At 71.3% G+C, this 17,396-nt stretch carries 18 protein-coding genes; 10 read left to right on the top strand and 8 right to left on the bottom strand.

Features of this window, described 5'->3' with window-relative positions:
* Positions 1 to 46 precede the first annotated feature (46 nt).
* On the top strand, positions 47 to 478 hold the full coding sequence (locus tag ACFC0D_RS15720; RefSeq protein WP_376435282.1) for a YchJ family protein: 432 nt from the start codon (positions 47 to 49) through the stop codon (positions 476 to 478).
* Here ACFC0D_RS15720 and ACFC0D_RS15715 read toward each other — a convergent pair.
* Both ACFC0D_RS15715 and ACFC0D_RS15710 read right to left on the bottom strand, forming a co-directional pair.
* Positions 468 to 2,555: an MDR family MFS transporter gene (locus tag ACFC0D_RS15715; protein WP_376435280.1), complete on the bottom strand. Its 2,088-nt coding sequence runs from the start codon at positions 2,553 to 2,555 to the stop codon at positions 468 to 470. The two genes, ACFC0D_RS15720 and ACFC0D_RS15715, sit on opposite strands and share 11 nt — an antisense overlap.
* A gap of 277 nt (positions 2,556 to 2,832) precedes the next feature.
* Positions 2,833 to 3,030, bottom strand: coding sequence for a hypothetical protein (locus ACFC0D_RS15710; protein WP_376435313.1), 198 nt, complete (start codon positions 3,028 to 3,030; stop codon positions 2,833 to 2,835).
* Positions 3,031 to 3,566: 536 nt separating this feature from the next.
* Here ACFC0D_RS15710 and ACFC0D_RS15705 point away from each other — a divergent pair.
* Positions 3,567 to 5,480, top strand: coding sequence for an AMP-dependent synthetase/ligase (locus ACFC0D_RS15705; RefSeq protein ID WP_376435277.1), 1,914 nt, complete (start codon positions 3,567 to 3,569; stop codon positions 5,478 to 5,480).
* A gap of 19 nt (positions 5,481 to 5,499) precedes the next feature.
* Here ACFC0D_RS15705 and ACFC0D_RS15700 read toward each other — a convergent pair whose 3' ends face one another.
* Complete coding sequence (locus ACFC0D_RS15700) at positions 5,500 to 6,558, bottom strand: ATP-dependent DNA ligase (protein ID WP_376435274.1); 1,059 nt, start codon at positions 6,556 to 6,558, stop codon at positions 5,500 to 5,502.
* Between the two features lie 52 nt (positions 6,559 to 6,610).
* On the opposite strand from ACFC0D_RS15700, the gene ligD reads away from it, so the two are divergent.
* From ligD to ACFC0D_RS15685, 3 genes are all read left to right on the top strand, one after another.
* A complete protein-coding gene (ligD, locus tag ACFC0D_RS15695) occupies positions 6,611 to 7,633 on the top strand; it encodes a non-homologous end-joining DNA ligase (RefSeq protein ID WP_376435271.1) in 1,023 nt (340 codons plus the stop codon).
* A gap of 115 nt (positions 7,634 to 7,748) precedes the next feature.
* A complete protein-coding gene (locus tag ACFC0D_RS15690; protein WP_376435268.1) occupies positions 7,749 to 8,009 on the top strand; it encodes a WhiB family transcriptional regulator in 261 nt (86 codons plus the stop codon).
* A 141-nt stretch (positions 8,010 to 8,150) separates the two neighbouring features.
* Positions 8,151 to 9,482, top strand: coding sequence for an SDR family NAD(P)-dependent oxidoreductase (locus tag ACFC0D_RS15685; protein WP_376435265.1), 1,332 nt, complete (start codon positions 8,151 to 8,153; stop codon positions 9,480 to 9,482).
* Between the two features lie 46 nt (positions 9,483 to 9,528).
* Here the strand turns inward: ACFC0D_RS15685 and ACFC0D_RS15680 are convergent, their stop codons facing one another.
* The 4 genes from ACFC0D_RS15680 to ACFC0D_RS15665 form a co-directional block, all read right to left on the bottom strand.
* Entirely contained in the window at positions 9,529 to 10,503 is a 975-nt protein-coding gene (locus ACFC0D_RS15680) for an acyl-ACP desaturase (RefSeq protein WP_376435262.1), read from the bottom strand.
* Positions 10,504 to 10,707: 204 nt separating this feature from the next.
* Positions 10,708 to 12,366, bottom strand: coding sequence for an ABC-F family ATP-binding cassette domain-containing protein (locus ACFC0D_RS15675; RefSeq protein WP_376435258.1), 1,659 nt, complete (start codon positions 12,364 to 12,366; stop codon positions 10,708 to 10,710).
* A gap of 264 nt (positions 12,367 to 12,630) precedes the next feature.
* The gene (locus tag ACFC0D_RS15670) at positions 12,631 to 13,047 is read right to left on the bottom strand and encodes an SsgA family sporulation/cell division regulator (protein ID WP_376435256.1); all 417 of its coding nucleotides are present in this window, start codon (positions 13,045 to 13,047) and stop codon (positions 12,631 to 12,633) included.
* A gap of 125 nt (positions 13,048 to 13,172) precedes the next feature.
* Positions 13,173 to 13,628: a (4Fe-4S)-binding protein gene (locus ACFC0D_RS15665; protein ID WP_376435254.1), complete on the bottom strand. Its 456-nt coding sequence runs from the start codon at positions 13,626 to 13,628 to the stop codon at positions 13,173 to 13,175.
* A 75-nt stretch (positions 13,629 to 13,703) separates the two neighbouring features.
* Here ACFC0D_RS15665 and ACFC0D_RS15660 point away from each other — a divergent pair, with 75 nt between their 5' ends.
* The gene (locus tag ACFC0D_RS15660; RefSeq protein ID WP_376435250.1) at positions 13,704 to 14,789 is read left to right on the top strand and encodes an oxidoreductase; all 1,086 of its coding nucleotides are present in this window, start codon (positions 13,704 to 13,706) and stop codon (positions 14,787 to 14,789) included.
* A 50-nt stretch (positions 14,790 to 14,839) separates the two neighbouring features.
* Here ACFC0D_RS15660 and ACFC0D_RS15655 read toward each other — a convergent pair whose 3' ends face one another.
* Complete coding sequence (locus ACFC0D_RS15655) at positions 14,840 to 15,139, bottom strand: YciI family protein (protein ID WP_376435247.1); 300 nt, start codon at positions 15,137 to 15,139, stop codon at positions 14,840 to 14,842.
* An 85-nt stretch (positions 15,140 to 15,224) separates the two neighbouring features.
* Here ACFC0D_RS15655 and ACFC0D_RS15650 point away from each other — a divergent pair, with 85 nt between their 5' ends.
* Genes ACFC0D_RS15650 through ACFC0D_RS15635 form a run of 4 tightly spaced genes read left to right on the top strand, consistent with a single transcriptional unit; the run spans position 15,225 to position 17,339 of the window.
* Positions 15,225 to 15,923 (top strand): endonuclease V, encoded by a 699-nt coding sequence (locus ACFC0D_RS15650; RefSeq protein WP_376435245.1) that lies wholly within the window; start codon positions 15,225 to 15,227, stop codon positions 15,921 to 15,923.
* The gene (locus ACFC0D_RS15645; protein WP_376435242.1) at positions 15,920 to 16,837 is read left to right on the top strand and encodes a hypothetical protein; all 918 of its coding nucleotides are present in this window, start codon (positions 15,920 to 15,922) and stop codon (positions 16,835 to 16,837) included. The genes ACFC0D_RS15650 and ACFC0D_RS15645 overlap by 4 nt, the downstream gene beginning before the upstream one ends.
* Positions 16,834 to 16,968 carry a morphogenic membrane protein MmpA gene (gene mmpA / locus ACFC0D_RS15640; RefSeq protein ID WP_376435240.1) on the top strand — a complete coding sequence of 45 codons (135 nt, stop codon included), beginning with the start codon at positions 16,834 to 16,836 and terminating at the stop codon, positions 16,966 to 16,968. Before ACFC0D_RS15645 ends, mmpA begins: the two co-directional genes overlap by 4 nt.
* The gene (locus ACFC0D_RS15635) at positions 16,965 to 17,339 is read left to right on the top strand and encodes a VOC family protein (protein ID WP_376435238.1); all 375 of its coding nucleotides are present in this window, start codon (positions 16,965 to 16,967) and stop codon (positions 17,337 to 17,339) included. Before mmpA ends, ACFC0D_RS15635 begins: the two co-directional genes overlap by 4 nt.
* Positions 17,340 to 17,396 lie beyond the last annotated feature (57 nt).

Below are 17,396 nucleotides of genomic sequence, written 5' to 3'. Positions count from 1 at the left end.
CATGGCTCGATCCCGCCCCCTAGGGGGCGCAGGACACAATGGCCCCATGGCCCGACGCACCACGCGCAAGAACCCCCCGTCCCCCCGCATCACCACGGACTCGCCGTGCCCCTGCGGACTGACCGCCTCCTACGGCGACTGCTGCGGACGCTTCCACTCCGGATCGGCCGCCGCGCCCACCGCCGAACTGCTCATGCGCTCCCGCTACAGCGCCTTCGTCGTCCGCGACGAGGCCTATCTGCTGCGCACCTGGGCCCCGCAGACCCGGCCGTCCGAGGTCGACTTCGATTCCGCGATGCGCTGGACCGGCCTCGAGATCCGGGACACCGGCGACGGCTCGGCCTTCCACCAGGCCGGAACGGTCACGTTCGTCGCCTCCTACACCCACGGCGGCGCCCCCGGTGCGCTCCACGAGCGCAGCCGCTTCGCCCGCCACGAAGGCGCCTGGGTCTATGTCGACGGGGAGTTCATCGAGTAGCGCCCTCCAGTTCCCGCCTGCCCCTCGGCAGCCCGGTCGCCAGATCCTCGGCGATCAGCTTCTTCGCGATGGCGTCGGTCGCCGCCCGCAGCTCGGGCCCGCTCGGCCGCCCGCGCTCCCGCTCGACCTGGCCGCTGAGCCAGTCGCCCCAGGCGTGCGTGATGACCTCGGCCTCCCGCTTACCCGCCGGGGTGTGCGAGAGGAGATTGCCGTCGCGGGTCAGGAACCCCTCGTCGACCATGCGGTCGAAGACCGGGAGCAGGACTTCCGGAGGCACCCGCCGGCCGGCCGAGACGAGCCCGAGGCTCGCGTGCCCGACGATCCGGGTGTAGAGCTCCACCTGCATCACGGCCCACGCGCCCGCCGTGTCGAGCCGGGTGTCGGAGTCGGCGACGATCCGGCGGGCGGTCTCGAAGTCCGTCTTCCGCAGGATCCTTCCGACGGAGAGTTCGAGCAGTTTGGCCGAGTCGCCGGCGGTGGTGGGGGAGCCGAAGCCCTCGCCCATGTCGGGTGCCGAGGCCCGGGCCGTGTCCCGGAGCTTCACCTGCTTCAGGAACAGCGCCACGACGAAGCCGATCGCGGCGACCGGCACCGTCCAGAGGAAGACGGTGTGCAGGGTGTCCGCGTACGCCTGCACGATCGGCGCCGCCACGTCGTCCGGCAGCCCGTGGACGCCGGACGGGCTGGTCGCGGCCGTGGCGATCGCCGCCGGGTCCTGGCCGGGTCCGGCGATCGCGACGGCCTCGCGGATCCCCCGGGCCAGGTTGGGCTCCAGGGAGTTGGTGTAGATCGTGCCGAAGACGGCGGTGCCGAAGGAGCTTCCCAGCGTACGGAAGAAGGTGACGCCCGAGGTGGCGGTGCCGAGATCGGCGTACTCCACGGTGTTCTGCACGGCGATGGTGAGCACCTGCATGCACAGACCGATGCCGACGCCGAGCACGAACATGTACAGCGACTCCAGCCAGGCGCTCGTCCCCGTGCCCATCAGGGACAGGAGGAAGAGGCCGACCCCCATCACCAGACAGCCCACGATGGGGAAGATCCGGTAGGAGCCCGTCTTGCTCACCACATTGCCGCTGTAGATCGACGCGATCAGCAGACCGATGACCATCGGCAGCGTGCGGATGCCTGAGACGGTGGCCGAGTCACCGTCGACGTACTGCAGGTAGGTGGGCAGGAACGTCATCGAACCGAGCATGGCGAAGCCGACGACGAAGCTCAGCACGGAGCAGACGGTGAACACCGGATTGGCGAAGAGCCGCATGGGCAGCATCGGTTCGGCGGCCCGGGTCTCCACCCAGCAGAACAGCGCGAGCGCGATCAGCCCGCCGGCGAAGAGACCGATGATGACGCCGGACGTCCAGGCGTACTCGTTGCCACCCCAACTGGTCGCCAGGATCAGGGCGCTGGAGCCCGCCGCGACCAGCGCGATGCCCGCGTAGTCGATGATCGGCTTGCTCGCGGAGCGTACGGAGGGGATCGTTCGGGCGGCGGCGATCACCACCAGGATCGCGATCGGGACGTTGACGTAGAACGCCCAGCGCCAGGTCAGATGGTCGGTGAAGAGCCCGCCGAGCAGCGGGCCGATGACGGTGGAGACGCCGAAGACGGCGCCGATCGCGCCCTGGTACTTGCCGCGCTCCCGTAGCGGGATCACATCGGCGATCAGCGCCATCGAGGTGACCATCAGACCGCCGGCGCCGATGCCCTGCAGTCCGCGCCAGACGATCAGCAGGGTCATGTTGGTGGCGAGGCCGCAGAGGAACGAGCCGGTGATGAAGATGATCGCGGAGATCTGGAAGATCACCTTGCGCCCGAACAGGTCACCGAACTTGCCGACGAGCACGGTGGCGACCGTCTCGGCCAGGAGGTAGGCGGTGACCACCCAGGACATGTGCGCGGCGCCACCGAGGTCCGAGACGATGGTCGGCAGCGCGGTGCCGACGATCGTCTGGTCCAGCGCGGCGAGAAGTACACCCAGCATGATCGTGCCGAAGACGATGTTGCGACGGCGACTGTCGAGCACGGGGGGCCCGGCGGCCGGGGGCGCGGGCGCGGCTTCGCTGGTGGTGGTCACTCTCGCAGCCTCACACCGGGTGGGGCCGCCCGCATGTGGGGGACGGCCGAACCGGTGCGGCGGCGGGGCGGCGCCCCGAACGGAGTAGGGGCCGTCTGCCGGTGGAGTGCCGGCGGAGCGCGCGGGCAGCAGGGTGTGGTGTGCCGGCGGGGCAGCAGGGCCGTCAGCGGGTGATGCCGACGGAGCAGTGCCAGCCGTCAGCGGGTGGCGCCGGCGGGGCAGCGCCCGCCGTCAGTGGGTGATGCGGGGCGGGGGTGCCGCCGGCAGCCGGGTGGTGCTAGCGCGGCAGCACCGGCAGCAGCGGGTGATGCTTCGCCAGCACCTTGTTGGCCCGGGCTAGCGTGGACAGGGCGTGCTCGCGGTCCGCGTGGTCCTCGGCGCACAGCGGCCCACGGAACCGGAGCACCTCGCGCGCCGCGCAGTCGGCGTCGACCTCCGCCTGAAGGACGTGCAGCGGCAGACAGGAACCGATCATCGCGGCCACACGGTCGGGGATCGGTACGGGGACGAGGGGCGAGGGCGAGGTGATCACGGGTCAGTCCTTGTGGGGGTCCGGTGTCGGGGAGGGGTCTCCCCCTCCATACGTACAGGATGTGCTTCCGGGTTCGTCGACGGGGATGTCTCCGTGCGGCAACGGCCGGAAGGCCGCTCGGCCGGGCGTACGGAGCGGATGTGCGCCCCGCTCCGAGGGCCCAGGGCGACGGCGCGGAACGTTCTCGCAGGTGTACGGCGCGCGGTGCGATCTTCACCAGGAGACCGCCGCCCCGAATCGCTCGGGTGTCCGTCGAATGCAGAATCGAGAATCCCTGCCCGGTGGCGGATTGTCGAAGCAGGAATGTGAAGCATCTCACCCCGGATTCGGTCGCTCGGTGGCGCCGTGGCGGGCCGAAGTGGTTTACGGGAGAACATGCGAGGGCGGTTGAAAACGCGTTACGCGCGGGTAAGTTGACTGTTCGGTAAGTCCAGAGAACCGGTCACTCCCCGCCCGCATGCCGCGAACAGGAGCCCGCCATGGGCGTACGCAAGGATCTGAAGCAGGCCAAGAGGCGCAGCGCCCTCCTCGACCGCTTCCCGGTCGAGCTCGTGCGCGAGAACGGTGTCGTGCGCGAGGCGCGTACACCCCTCCCGGACGGGCCGCCGCCCACCGGTACGCCCGCGGACATCCCCTTCGTCAACGCCGCGGAGGATCCCGGCGCGGTCGTCATACGCCGTGAGCGGCGGGGGAGTTGGCAGTCCGTCACCGCGGCCGAGTTCGCCGGTGACGTCCGGGCCGCCGCGAAGGGGCTGATCGCCGCGGGGGTGGAGCCCGGCGGGCGGGTCGTGCTCATGGCGCGCACGAGTTACGAATGGTGCGTGCTCGACTTCGCCATCTGGGCGGCCGGCGGGCAGACCGTCCCCGTCTACCCCACCTCCTCGGCCGAACAGATCGCCTGGATCCTCCAGGACTCCGGCGCCCGCCATGCCGTCACCGAGACCGCCGAGCACACGGCCGCGCTCCTCGAAGCGGCCGCGACGCTCTCCGAACCGGTCCGGAGCTGGGAGATCGCCTCCGGTGGAGTGGAGGAACTGGCCGGAGTCGGAACGGAGTTGCCCGACGAGGAGGTGGCCAAACGCCGCGGATCGCTCACACCGGACACCGTCGCCACCGTCTGCTACACCTCCGGGACCACCGGCCGCCCCAAGGGCTGTGTCCTCACCCACGGCAATCTTCACGCCGAAGCGGCCGGCACCGTGGAGCTGCTGCACCCGGTCTTCAAAGAGGTCACCGGTCAGGCGGCCTCGACGCTGCTCTTCCTGCCGCTCGCCCATATCCTCGGACGCGCCATCCAGATCGCCTGCCTCATGGCCCGTATCGAGATCGGTCACTTCCCCAGCATCAAGCCCGATGAACTGCGGCCCGAACTACGGCGGTTCAGGCCCACCTTCGTCGTCGGCGTGCCCTACCTCTTCGAGAAGATCCACGACACCGGGCGCGCCACCGCCGAGAAGCTCGGCCGCGGTTCGTCCTTCGACCGCGCCGACTCCATCGCCGTACGGTTCGGCGAGGCCGCGCTGAGCCGCCTCCTGGACGAGGGCCGCCGCCCCGGACTCGGGCTGACGGCCGGCTGGGCCCTGTACGACCTCCTCGTCTACCGGCGCATCCGCAAGGAGCTCGGCGGGAATCTGCGGTACGCCATCAGCGGCGGCTCCCCGCTCGACCGCCGCCTCAGCCTCTTCTTCTACGCCGCCGGGGTGCTCGTCTACGAGGGGTACGGCCTCACCGAGACGACCGCGGCCGCCACCGTCACCCCGCCCCTGAGGCCCCGGCCCGGCACCGTCGGACGGCCCGTCCCCGGCATCGCGATCCGCATCGCCGACGACGGGGAAGTGCTGATCAAGGGCGGCATCGTCTTCGCCGCGTACTGGAACAACCCCGACGCCACCGAGGAGGTGCTGCGGGACGGCTGGTTCGCCACCGGCGACCTCGGTGCCCTCGACGACGACGGCTATCTCGTCATCACCGGCCGCAAGAAGGACATCCTGATCACTTCGGGCGGCAAGAACGTTCCCCCGGCCGTCCTCGAGGACCGGCTGCGCAGCCGTCCGCCGGTGGGGCAGTGTCTGGTCGTCGGCGACAACCGCCCGTACATCGCGGCGATCGTCACCCTCGACCCCGAGGCGGTCCAGCACTGGCTGGCCGTACGGAAGCGGCCCGGGGACACCTCGATGGCCGCGCTCTGCGAGGACCCGGAGCTGATCGCCGACATCCAGAAGGCCGTCGACTACACCAACCAGGCCGTCTCCCGTGCCGAGTCGATCCGCAGGTTCCGCATCGTGCCGGGGGAGTTCAGCGAGGAGAACGGGATGCTCACGCCGTCGCTCAAGGTCAAACGGCACGCGGTGGCGGCGGCGTACGCGGCGGAGATCGAGGCGCTGTACCGCTGAGGCGTCGTACCGCTGCCGGCTACGCCAGCACCTCGGAGAGGTCGTACGAGACCGGCTCCTCCAGCTGCGTGTACCCGCAGGACTCCGGCGCGCGGTCCGGCCGCCACCGCTTGAACTGGGCCGTGTGCCGGAACCGGTCGCCCTCCATGTGGTCGTAGCCGACCTCGCAGACCCGTTCCGGTCGCAGCGCCACCCAGGAGAGGTCCTTCTTCCCCGACCAGCGGCTCGGCGCGCCCGGCAGCCGCGCCCCCGCGTGCGCGGCCTCCTCGGCCCAGGCCGCCCACGGGTGGCCGTCCGGCGGGTCCATCCGCAGCGGCTCCAGCTCGGTGACCAGCTCCTCGCGGCGCTTGGCGGTGAAGGCGGCGCAGACCCCGACGTGCTGAAGGGTGCCGCCGTCGTCGTACAGCCCGAGCAGCAGGGAGCCGACCACGGGCCCGCTCTTGTGGAAGCGGTACCCGGCCACGACCACGTCGGCGGTCCGCTCGTGCTTGATCTTGTACATCAGGCGGGCGTCCGGCCGGTACGGCAGATCCAGCGGTTTCGCGATCACGCCGTCCAGCCCCGCGCCTTCGTACTGCTCGAACCAGCGCGCCGCGACCTCCGGGTCCGTCGTCGCAGGTGCCAGGTGGACCGGGGCGTCGACCCCGCGCAGGGCTTCCTCCAGGGCGGCCCGGCGGTCGGTGAGCGGGGTGTCGAGGAGGGACTCGTCGCCGAGGGCGAGCAGGTCGAAGGCGATGAACCGGGCGGGGGTCTTCTCGGCCAGCATCCGCACCCGTGAGTCGGCGGGGTGGATGCGCTCGGTGAGCCGGTCGAAGTCGAGCCGCCCGCCGTGCTCGATCACGATCTCGCCGTCGACCACGCAGCGCTGGGGGAGCCGGGGCAGCAGAGCCTCGACCAGTTCGGGGAAGTAGCGGGTCAGCGGCTTGCCCGTACGGCTGCCGATGACGAGGTCCGGCCCGTCGCGGTGCACGATGGCGCGGAAGCCGTCCCATTTCGCCTCGTACTGCATCCCTGGGGGGATCTTCTTCACGGCCTTGGCCAGCATCGGCTTCACGGGCGGCATCACCGGCAGATCCATGGACTGATTGTCCGGTATGCGGGGAATGTCGGCGAGCTCTACGCTGGCTCGCATGGCGAGCAAGGCGGCAGCGGTGGAACTGGAAGTCGGCGAGCGGACCGTACGCGTGTCCAATCCGGACAAGGTGTACTTCCCCGAACCCGGCTACACCAAGCTCGACATGGTCAGCTACTACCTGGCGGTCGGGGACGGCATCACGCGTGCGCTGCGCAACCGTCCCACGACCCTGGAGCGTTACCCCGACGGGGTGACGGGCGAGTCCTTCTTCCAGAAGCGCGCCCCCAAGTACCTCCCGGAGTGGATCCCCACCGCGCACATCACCTTCCCCAGCGGCCGGTCCGCCGACGAGATGTGCCCGACCGAGCCCGCGGCCGTGCTGTGGGCCGCCAACCTCGGCGCGGTCACCTTCCACCCCTGGCCGGTACGGCGCGAGGACACCGACCATCCCGACGAGCTGCGCATCGACCTCGACCCGCAGCCGGGTACGGACTACTCCGACGCGGTACGCGCCGCGCACGAGCTGCGCGCCGTGCTCGACGAGCACGGGCTGCGGGGCTGGCCCAAGACCTCGGGCGGGCGCGGCCTGCACGTCTTCGTCCCGATCGAGCCGAACTGGAACTTCACCCAGGTCCGCCGCGCGGCCATCGCGTGCGGCCGCGAGCTGGAACGGCGGATGCCGGATCAGGTGACGATCAAATGGTGGAAGGAGGAGCGCGGCGAGAAGATCTTCGTCGACTACAACCAGACGGCCCGCGACCGCACGATCGCCTCCGCCTACTCCGTGCGGCCCCGCCCCCATGCCCCGGTCTCCGCCCCGCTGAACTGGGACGAGATCGACGACGCGACGCCCCTGGACTTCGACATCAGGACGATGCCGGTCCGCTACGCCGAGCTGGGCGACGTCCACGCCGGCATGGACGACGAACGCTTCAGTCTGGAGAGCCTCCTGGAACTGGCCCGCCGCGACGAGGCGGACCACGGCCTCGGCGACCTGCCGTACCCGCCGGAGTACCCGAAGATGCCGGGGGAACCGAAGCGCGTGCAGCCGAGCCGGGCGAAGAAGGACGACAGCTGAGGTCAAGGCGCACCGACCCCCGGGCGCGCCGCGCAAGGAGGCGTCGAAGCGCTCGGCGCGCCGCATTGATCGAACGTTGATGGGCCGTTTACGGCCACGGGGCAACGTGTCCGCCATGCAGACCGACACCACCGCCGTACTGAACGCCCCGGCCCCCGACATGTCCTGGCAGGAGAACGCCCTGTGCGCCCAGGCGGGCCCCGAATTCTTCTTCCCGGCCCCCGGTTCCTCCACCCGCGAGGCGAAGCAGCTGTGCGGGGCGTGCGAGGGGCGGGTGCAGTGCCTGGAGTACGCCCTGGACCACGACGAGCGGTTCGGGGTGTGGGGCGGGCTCTCGGAGAAGGAACGGGTGCGGCTGAAGCGACAGCAGGCGTGAGCCGTGCGGGTCGTCGGAACGTGAGGTCCGGGCACCGGCCGTTCCGGGCCGGGCCGGTCCCGCCACCTCGGTTCCACCGGTGCCGGCCGAGGCGATAACCGGGTGCCGACCCTGGTCCACGCTCACTACGATCAAGGACCCATGGACCAGGAACTCGCCGCCTTCGAGCGCACCATCACCAGGCTGCGCAGCCTGCCCCTCGGCGACCCCCACCGGATGCGCGGCGAGGAGCTCGCCGCCACCTTCGCCCGCGAGAGCCGCAACAAGCGGCGCAAGGCCCGCCGTGCCGAGCAGGCCGCAGCCGACGCCGCCCTTACCGCGCGCACCGCGACCGGGGCTCTCGATCGACGCGAGGACGCCCCTCTGGCGGCCGCGGGGGGCACGTCGCCCGGTGAGTTCCTCAAGAGCCACAACTGCTATGTCTGCAAGTCGTCCTATCGACAGGCCGACGCCTTCTACCACCGGCTCTGTCCGCCCTGCGCCGCCGACAACACCACCCGTCGCGCCCTGAGCACCGACCTCAGCGGTCGCCGGGTCCTGCTCACCGGCGGCCGCGTCAAGATCGGGTTCCAGCTGGCGCTGATGATGCTCCGCGACGGCGCCGAGCTGCTCGTCACCAGCCGATTCCCACATGACACCCTGCGCCGCTTCCGCGCTGCCGAGGGCAGTGAGCGGTGGCTGGAGCGGCTCACCGTCGTCGCCATCGACCTGCGCGACCCGCGCCAGGTCCTCGGCCTCTGCGAGCGGCTGCGTGCGGAGGGACGGCCGCTGGACATACTCGTCAACAACGCCGCGCAGACGATACGCCGGCCCCCGGAGTCGTACGCCCTGCTCGCGGCGGGGGAGCGCGAGGCGCTCCCCGAAGGTGTCATTCCGGCGCCGGGTTACGACACCGCCGAGACCGTACCCGTCCTCGCCGCGCTGGAGTCGGACCAGGTCGTCCGAACGGACGCGCAGCCCGACGAGGCCGGGCTGCTCCCCGACCTCGCGGCCCACAATTCCTGGTCGGTGCGGCTCGGCGAGCTCGACGCCGCCGAGCTTCTGGAGGCCCAGCTCGTCAACGCCGTCGCGCCGACCCTGCTCTGTGACCGGCTGCTGCCGCTCCTGCTCGCCTCCCCGCGTCCACGCCGCTACATCGTGAACGTGTCCGCCGTCGAGGGGCGCTTCGCCGTACGGAACAAGACGGGCGGCCATCCCCATACGAACATGGCGAAGGCCGCCCTCAACATGCTCACGCGGACCAGCGCCGGCGAGCTGGCCGAGCAGGGCGTGCACATGTGCAGCGTGGACACGGGCTGGATCACGGACGAGAACCCGGCGCCCAGGAAGGCCCGGATCGCCGCCGTGGGCATCCGGACGCCGCTCGACGTCGTCGACGGCGCCGCCCGGATCTACGACCCGATCGTGCGTGGCGAGGCCGGGGAGCCCGTCACGGGAGCCTTCCTCAAGGACTACCGGGAAGCCGCCTGGTGACGACCGGCCCCGCCCTGTGGGCGCAGCCCGGTCGGCGCGAGGCCGGTCAGCCCTCCGCGCGGGCTGCCATCCGCGCCTTGCGGGCGGCGAGCTTCTCGTCGAACTTGCTGGCCTCGCTGTCCAGGCCCGCCATGTAGAGCCCCAGCTCCTCCTGGGCCTTCAGCCCCTCGGGGCCCAGGCCGTCGATCTGGAGGACCTTGAGGAAGCGGAGCACCGGCTGCAGGACGTCGTCGTGGTGGATGCGCATGTTGTAGATCTCGCCGATCGCCATCTGCGCCGCCGCCCGCTCGAACCCGGGCATGCCGTGTCCGGGCATCCGGAAGTTCACGACGACGTCCCGCACGGCCTGCATGGTCAGGTCGGGGGCGATCTCGAAGGCCGCGCCCAGCAGGTTGCGGTAGAAGACCATGTGCAGGTTCTCGTCGGTGGCGATACGGGCCAGCATCCGGTCGCAGACCGGGTCGCCGGACTGGTGGCCGGTGTTCCGGTGCGAGATACGGGTGGCGAGCTCCTGGAAGGCGACGTACGCGACCGAGTGCAGCATCGAGTGCCGGTTGTCGGACTCGAAGCCCTCGCTCATGTGGGCCATCCGGAACTGCTCCAGCTTGTCCGGGTCGACCGCGCGCGAGGCCAGCAGGTAGTCGCGCATCACGATGCCGTGGCGGCCCTCCTCGGCGGTCCAGCGGTGCACCCAGGTGCCCCAGGCGCCGTCGCGGCCGAAGAGGCTGGCGATCTCGTGGTGGTAGCTGGGGAGGTTGTCCTCGGTGAGCAGGTTCACCACGAGGGCGATCTTGCCGATGTCGGTGACCTTGGACTGGGACGGGTCCCAGGCCTCGCCGTCCTCGAAGAAGCCCGGGAAGTTCCGGCCGTCGGACCACGGCACGTACTCGTGCGGCATCCAGTCCTTGGTGACCTTGAGGTGCCGGTTGAGCTCCTTCTCCACCACCTCTTCCAGCGCGTAGAGCAGCCGCGCGTCGGTCCACCCTGTCGAGCTGCCGAGGTGGGGAGAGGTGAGCGTCACTGGGACTCCTGGGGACGGAGAAGGGTATACGGAATTACCTACGGATTCGTAGGTTACGAGACCGTAGGTTAAGGCTCCGTAAGGCGTCGGCCAAGCCCGTCTCGGCGATGTCCGGTTACGTTCCGTTATGTGCGCTGCTGATGGGCGTCGACGGAGAGGCAGGTCACGCACGCGGCGTGCCCCGCCTTCCGCGATCACGGCTACTCAGAGCAGATGGTCGGTCTTGTTCCCCGGCACCCCCTCCAGTACCGCCTCCGGCGTCGTCGGCCGCAGCTCGTCGTCGAGCAGCAGCCAGCGGGTGATCCCCAGCGACTCCAGGAACGGCACATCGTGGCTCGCCACGATCAGCGCGCCCTCGTACGCCTCGAGCGCCGCCGTCAGCTTCCGGACGGAAGCGATGTCCAGGTTGTTGGTCGGCTCGTCCAGCATCAGCAGCTGTGGAGCGGGCTCGGCGAGCAGCAGCGCCGCCAAGGTGGCCCGGAACCGCTCCCCGCCCGACAGCGTCCCGGCGGCCTGATCGGCCCGCCCGCCCCGGAAGAGGAACCGTGCGAGCCGCGCCCTGATCGCGTTCGCCGTCGCCGAGGGTGCGAACCGGGCGACGTTCTCCACCAGGCTGAGCTCCTCGTCGAGGACGTCGAGTCGCTGCGGCAGGAAGCGCAGCGGCACATGCGTCATCACCTCGCCCGACAGCGGCTCCAGTTCACCGGCGATCGTCCGCAGCAAGGTCGACTTGCCGGCCCCGTTCCGGCCCACGAGCGCGATCCGTTCCGGTCCGCGCAGCTCGAACTCGCCGCCCACGCGGGCTCCGTAGCGCAGCTCCACCTCGCGCAGCGACAGCACCTCCCGGCCCGGATGGACCGTGGTGCGCGGCAGTTCGATCCGGATCTCGTCGTCGTCCCGCACCGCCTCCACCGCGGCGTCCAGTCGCTCCCTCGCCTCGGCGAGCCGCTCGGAGTGCAGGGCGCGGTGCTTGCCCGCCGACACCTGGGCCTCGCTCTTACGGTTGTTGGCCACGATCTTCGGGACCACCTTGTTCGCGGCGCTTTTCTGGGCGTAGCGCTTGCGCCGTGCCAACTTCTGCTGGGCGTCGGAGAGTTCACGCTTCTGTCGCTGAACGTCGGCCTCGGCCACCCGCACCATCCGTTCGGCCGCCTCCTGTTCGGCGGCGAGTGCCTCCTCGTACGCCGAGTAGGCGCCGCCGTACCACCCGACCTCGCCGTCCCGCAGATCGGCGATCTGGTCGACACGCTCCAGGAGTTCGCGGTCGTGGCTGACCACGACGAGCACCCCGGACCAGGCGTCCACCGCTTCGTAGAGCCGGCGACGGGCGTACATGTCGAGGTTGTTGGTCGGCTCGTCGAGCAGCAGGATGTCGGGCCGGGCGAGCAGCAGCGCGGCGAGCCGCAGCAGGACGGACTCGCCGCCCGACACCTCGCCGATGGTCCGGTCGAGCCCGATGTGCCCGAGCCCGAGCTGGTCGAGCGTGGCGCGGGCCCGCTCCTCCACGTCCCAGTCGTCGCCGACGGCCGCGAAGTTCTCCTCGGAAGGATCACCCGCCTCGATGGCGTGCAGCGCCGCGCGGGTGGCGGCGATCCCGAGCGCCTCGTCGACCCGGAGTGTGGTGTCGAGCGAGAGGTTCTGCGGGAGGTAGCCGACCTCGCCGACCGTACGGACCGTGCCGTCGGTGGGCGTCAGCTCACCCGCGACGAGCTTGAGGAGCGTGGACTTGCCCGATCCGTTGAGGCCGATCAGGCCCGTTCTGCCGGGACCGACCGCGAGCCGGAAGTCGTCGAGGACCTCGGTGCCGTCGGGCCAGGAGAAGGAGAGGGAGGAGCAGGTGATGAACGTGGGATGGGTCGCCATGGGGGCCTCCCGGTTGCAAGAGCGTGGGCTGGGGCAACGGGTGAGACACCGGGGGCGCGGGCAGGCACAAGAGCTCGTACGCCGAGGTCGAAGACGGCACACGCGGCGGCAAGGGGCACGCGCGGCACGGTGTCTCGAAACCTCAGACGAGCAACGGCCTTCTCCGATCGGGCGACAACAGGGCCAGGTCAGGACGGTACGCCGTGCGTCGAGCGGGAGACAAGCGATTTACGGGCGGTGCCCGGGACGGCCGAGAAGGACCGCTCAGGCGTAGTCGTCGAGCAGTTCGGCCAGATCCTGGTCCCAGTCCAGGTACTGGTGCTCGCGGCCGATCGGCACCAGGTGCTGCGACCGCTTGAGGAAGTGCCGCAGTTCGGACGTGCGGACGTGCACCACGGCCACGCCCTCGGGCGCGTGGAACTCGACGACGGTGCGGTCGTAGCCGTAGGGACGGACGCGGACGTCTCCCAGCCCGGCCGGGCCGTCCACCCCCTCCGTCAGCAGCTCGCGCGAGAACGCCCACGACACCTCGACGCCCTCCAGCGTCGCCGGCGGCGGGAACGCCATGCTCACCGCGAAGGGATCCTCACGGTCGTACCGCAGTGTGGCGGGGACGGTTTCCATCCGGGGAGCGGATGCGACCAGACGGGCCTGGACGGCCTGTTCGATGACGGTGGGCAAGGCCAGCTCCTGTCGCGCGGCTTCGGTTCCTGACGTCTCCCTGACACCAGGAAGGACGAACGATCGAGCCCGAACGTGCACTGGTGGAGGACGTGAGCTGTGTCACCGTCGTTCACCTGGGCGTTTCACCTCGACTCGGCCGGGCGGTCCACCGGGTCGTCGGTCGGCGGGGCGGCGCAGGGCCCCGAGTGGTCGCAGTACGGCTGGTTCCCGGACGCCCCGCAACCGCAGAGCATCACGCGCGTCTCGTGCCGTACGCCCTGTTCGCCGGCGACCGAGAGGTCGCCGCGGAGCACGAGCTGTCCGGCCGCGTTCCTGCGCACGGTCGTGGGGGAGTCCGGGGGCTCGGCGGAACCGTCGGCCGGGTGGTACTGCAGCGCGCCGGAGGGGCAGCGGCGGACGACCTCGGCGACCAGAGCGGTGTCGGCGCCGTCGGGGCGGACCCAGGGGCGCTTCTCCAGGTCGAAGACCGCCGGCAGACCCCGCACGCACTCGGCCGCGTGCAGACATCGGCGCGGTTCGAAGGTGACGGTGATGCCTTCGCCCGCGTACTCCTTGAGCTTCGGCTTCTCGTCGGTCATGCCGTCCAGCCTAGGAAGAAGGCCGGCACGACGCACTCTGGACGGGATCACCGGGGTGGGCTAGCTTCCGGCGCCATGACGTCCATGGGGAAGACGAGACGAATGTTGTCGGTGGGCCTGAGCGGGGCGGTGCTCGCCCTGGCGGCCGTGGCGATTCCGGCGGGACCGGCGCAGGGCGCGTCGCACGGGGTGTCCTGGCAGCTCACCGAGACCGGAACCGACGCCCGCTTCCGAGGGCTCGCGGCGGTCGACCGTCGTACGGCCTGGGCCGCGGGTTCGAAGGGGACGGTGCTGCGGACGACGGACGGAGGGCGGAGCTGGCGGAACGTCTCGCCGCCCGGGGCGGCGGAGCTCGAGCTGCGGGACGTGGAGGCGTTCGACGCCCGGCGCGCGGTGGTCCTCGCGATCGGCGAGGGGGAGGCGTCGCGGGTGCTGCGCACCGACGACGGCGGCGCGACCTGGACCGAGGCCTTCCGTAACACCGATCCGCGGGCGTTCTACGACTGCATGACGTTCTTCGACCACCGGCACGGACTGGCCATGAGCGATCCCGTGGACGGGAAGTACCGGATCCTCTCCACGCGGGACGGCGGCCGTACGTGGGGGGTGCTGCCGGACGCCGGGATGCCGGCCGCGCTGCCCGGCGAGGCGGGGTTCGCGGCGAGCGGCCAGTGCCTGGTCTCGTCCGGGCCGAAGGACGTCTGGCTCGCGACCGGCGGCGGAGCCACGGCACGCGTGCTGCACTCCGGCGACCGGGGCCTGACCTGGACCGCCGCCGAATCCACGATTCCGGCGGGCGACCCGGCGCGCGGTGTCTTCGGCCTCGCGTTCCGCGACCGTACGCACGGGATCGCGGTGGGCGGCGACTACCGCAAGGACCAGCCGTCCCCACGGGCGGCCGCGGTCACCGGCGACGGCGGACACGGCTGGCGCGCCGCCTCCGTCCCACCGCCCGCGTACCGCTCGGGTGTCGCCTGGCTCCCGCACAGCCGGACGGTCGCGCTCGCCGTCGGCCCCACGGGCACGGACCTGACGACGGACGGCGGCCGCACCTGGCGGACGGTCGACGCCGGCTCGTTCGACACGGTCGACTGCACGTGGGACGGCGCGTGCTGGGCCTCCGGAGAGAAGGGCAGGATCGCCCGCCTCGGACGGGGCTAGGGAGTCTGCCGGAGCCGGCGGAGCCTGGACCCTGATCCGCCGGACAGGCCCTAGGAAGGAAGCTGTTCCCGGTACGGGGCGAGCGCGTCGGCCGTCTTGGTCGCGTAGAACTCGGTGATCCGGTACGCGCAGACGCCCTCGACGCTGAAGGGGTCGGCCGCGGCGATCTTCTCGATCTCCGTGCGGTCGACCCCGGCGGCGAGGATCACACCGCCGTCGCGCGGGTTCTTCCGCCCGGAGGCGATGAAAACGCCGGCGGCGTACTGCGCGTCGAGCCACTCGATGTGCGCCGCGAGCAGCGCGTCGACCCGCTCGACGGGAGCGGTGTAGGTCAATTCCAGTACGAACATGATCGCCAGGCTACCGGGGAGCCGGAACGCGGTGGGAAAACCGTTCGCCTGTCGGACGGAGGGGCGCCGTAGGCTGGCCGGCACCATGAAGATCATCGACATTCCCGCGGGCTGGCCCGCCGACGAAGCCGCCGCCCGTGCCGTGCAGGGGGAGCTGCGGGGACGCCTCATCCTCGACGAGCCGGGCCCGGCGCCCGGCACGGGGCATGTCACGGGTCTGGACGTGGCGTACGACGACGAGCGGGATCTCGTCGCGGCGGCGGCCGTGGTGCTCGACGCCCGGACGCTCGACGTGGTGGAGGAGGCCACGGCGGTCGGCCGGGTCTCGTTCCCCTACGTCCCGGGGCTGCTCGCCTTCCGCGAGATCCCGACGGTGCTCGCCGTGCTCGCCTCGCTGGAGACCGACCCCGGTCTCCTCGTCTGCGACGGCTACGGCCTCGCGCACCCGCGCCGCTTCGGTCTCGCGAGCCATCTCGGAGTGCTGACCGGGCGCCCCTCGATCGGCGTCGCGAAGAACCCCTTCACCTTCACGTACGACCAACCCGGCGCCGAGCGGGGCGACTTCAGCCCGCTCGTGGCCGGTGACGAGGAAGTCGGCCGTGCGCTGCGCACCCAGGCCGGCGTGAAGCCCGTCTTCGTCTCCGTCGGCCACCGCGTCTCCCTGGACAACGCGTGCGCCCACACCGTGCTCCTCACCCCGCGCTACCGCATCCCGGAGACCACCCGCCACGCCGACTCCCTCTGCCGTCGCGCCCTCAAGGAAGCCCTCGGGGGAGCGCCGTGACCGAGCTGATCCTCGATGTGAAGGACCGGCCGAGGCCCGGACTCCGCCTGCGGACGGCCGGCAACCGGCTGGTCCTGACCCAGGGGGACGATCCCCTGCTCCTCGCGGTCGTGGACCCGCACCTCTACGGCGTCGACTTCTACCGCGCGGGCACGCCCCGCCCGCTCCTCCCGCCCCTCCGGGCGGCCGACGCCCGCGCGTACGCGGACCGGCCCGAGCGCTGGGCCCACCACATCGCCCGCGAGCTGACCGCCGATCCGGACGGGCCGCTCCACGACGGCCGTTGGGTGCTCACCCCCGAGACGCAGCCACAGTGGAACCGGAACGGCCTGGGCCCCGCCGAGTACTGGGGCGAGCTCGTCGTACCCGGGCATCCCGACGGACACATCGACTGGTTCATCCACTCCGGTTCCTGGGAAGTGCTGCCGCTGCGCCCGCTTCCCGACGCGGACGACGGTCGCGTCACGGCGTACCGCAAGCAGGCCCGTGCCGGGACCCTGCCCCCGGTCCTGCTCTGGTGGGTGAGCGGATTCGACTGCTATCTGCTGCTCGACGGGCATGCCAGGCTCGCCGCCGCGATCGCCGAGGACGTCGAACCGCCCGTTCTCGTCCTTCGGCGGACCGTCCCGCGCGACGAGCGCGAGCGGGGAGAGTCCGAGGCGGCAGCCGCGTACGAGGCCGAACTCGCCCGGTTCTCCGCCCTCATGGCCCGCCACGGACCCGCGGTCCCCGACGGGGCCGAGATCGCGGGCGGCGTCCTCGTCCGCCGCCTCGAAGAGCTGCGTACCGGCAACCGTCCCACCTGGGCCTGGCCCCTGGCCGGAGGTGAGCACGAGTGGCAACGGATCGTGGAGGACCTGAGTACGAGTACGGATGGCGGGCCGCGATCATGGGCGGCAGAGTGGGGTTCATGACAACCCCCGTTCCCACCCATCCGCGTTCTGTCGCACGCGGCACGACCGCGACCCTGGCCGTCGCCGGGCTCGTCGCCCTGGCGTGGGTCTGCGCCATGACCTACGTGCTCGCGGGCTGGGTGATCGCGTGATCGGCACCCTGCAGTGCGTCGTGCTCGACTGTACGGACGTGCTCGAACTGGCCGGGTTCTACCAGCAGTTGCTCGGCGGCGAGATCAACCGCCCCGACTCGCAGTGGGCCGTCAACGACAGCTGGGCCACCCTGCACGACGCCTCGGGCGCGCCGGTGCTCGCCTTCCAGGGGGTGGCCGACCACCGGCCGCCGGTCTGGGGCGCGCCCGAGCAGCAGTTCCACCTGGACGTGAAGGTCACCGATCTGGAGGCCGCCCACCACGCCGTGCTGGCGCTCGGGGCGTGGCAGCTCGACGAGGGGGACGGCGACCGGGGGTGGCGGATCTACGCGGACCCGGCCGGCCATCCCTTCTGTCTCGTACGCCACTGAGCTCCGTGCCGTACGGCACAGAGTCCGGGCGACTCCGTCCCGTACGGCACCGGGTCG

This window comes from Streptomyces sp. NPDC056222 (assembly GCF_042264065.1).
Taxonomy (GTDB): domain Bacteria; phylum Actinomycetota; class Actinomycetes; order Streptomycetales; family Streptomycetaceae; genus Streptomyces.
The sequence above is the reverse complement of the archived record's forward strand: the minus strand, read 5'-3'. Positions and strand labels throughout refer to the sequence as shown.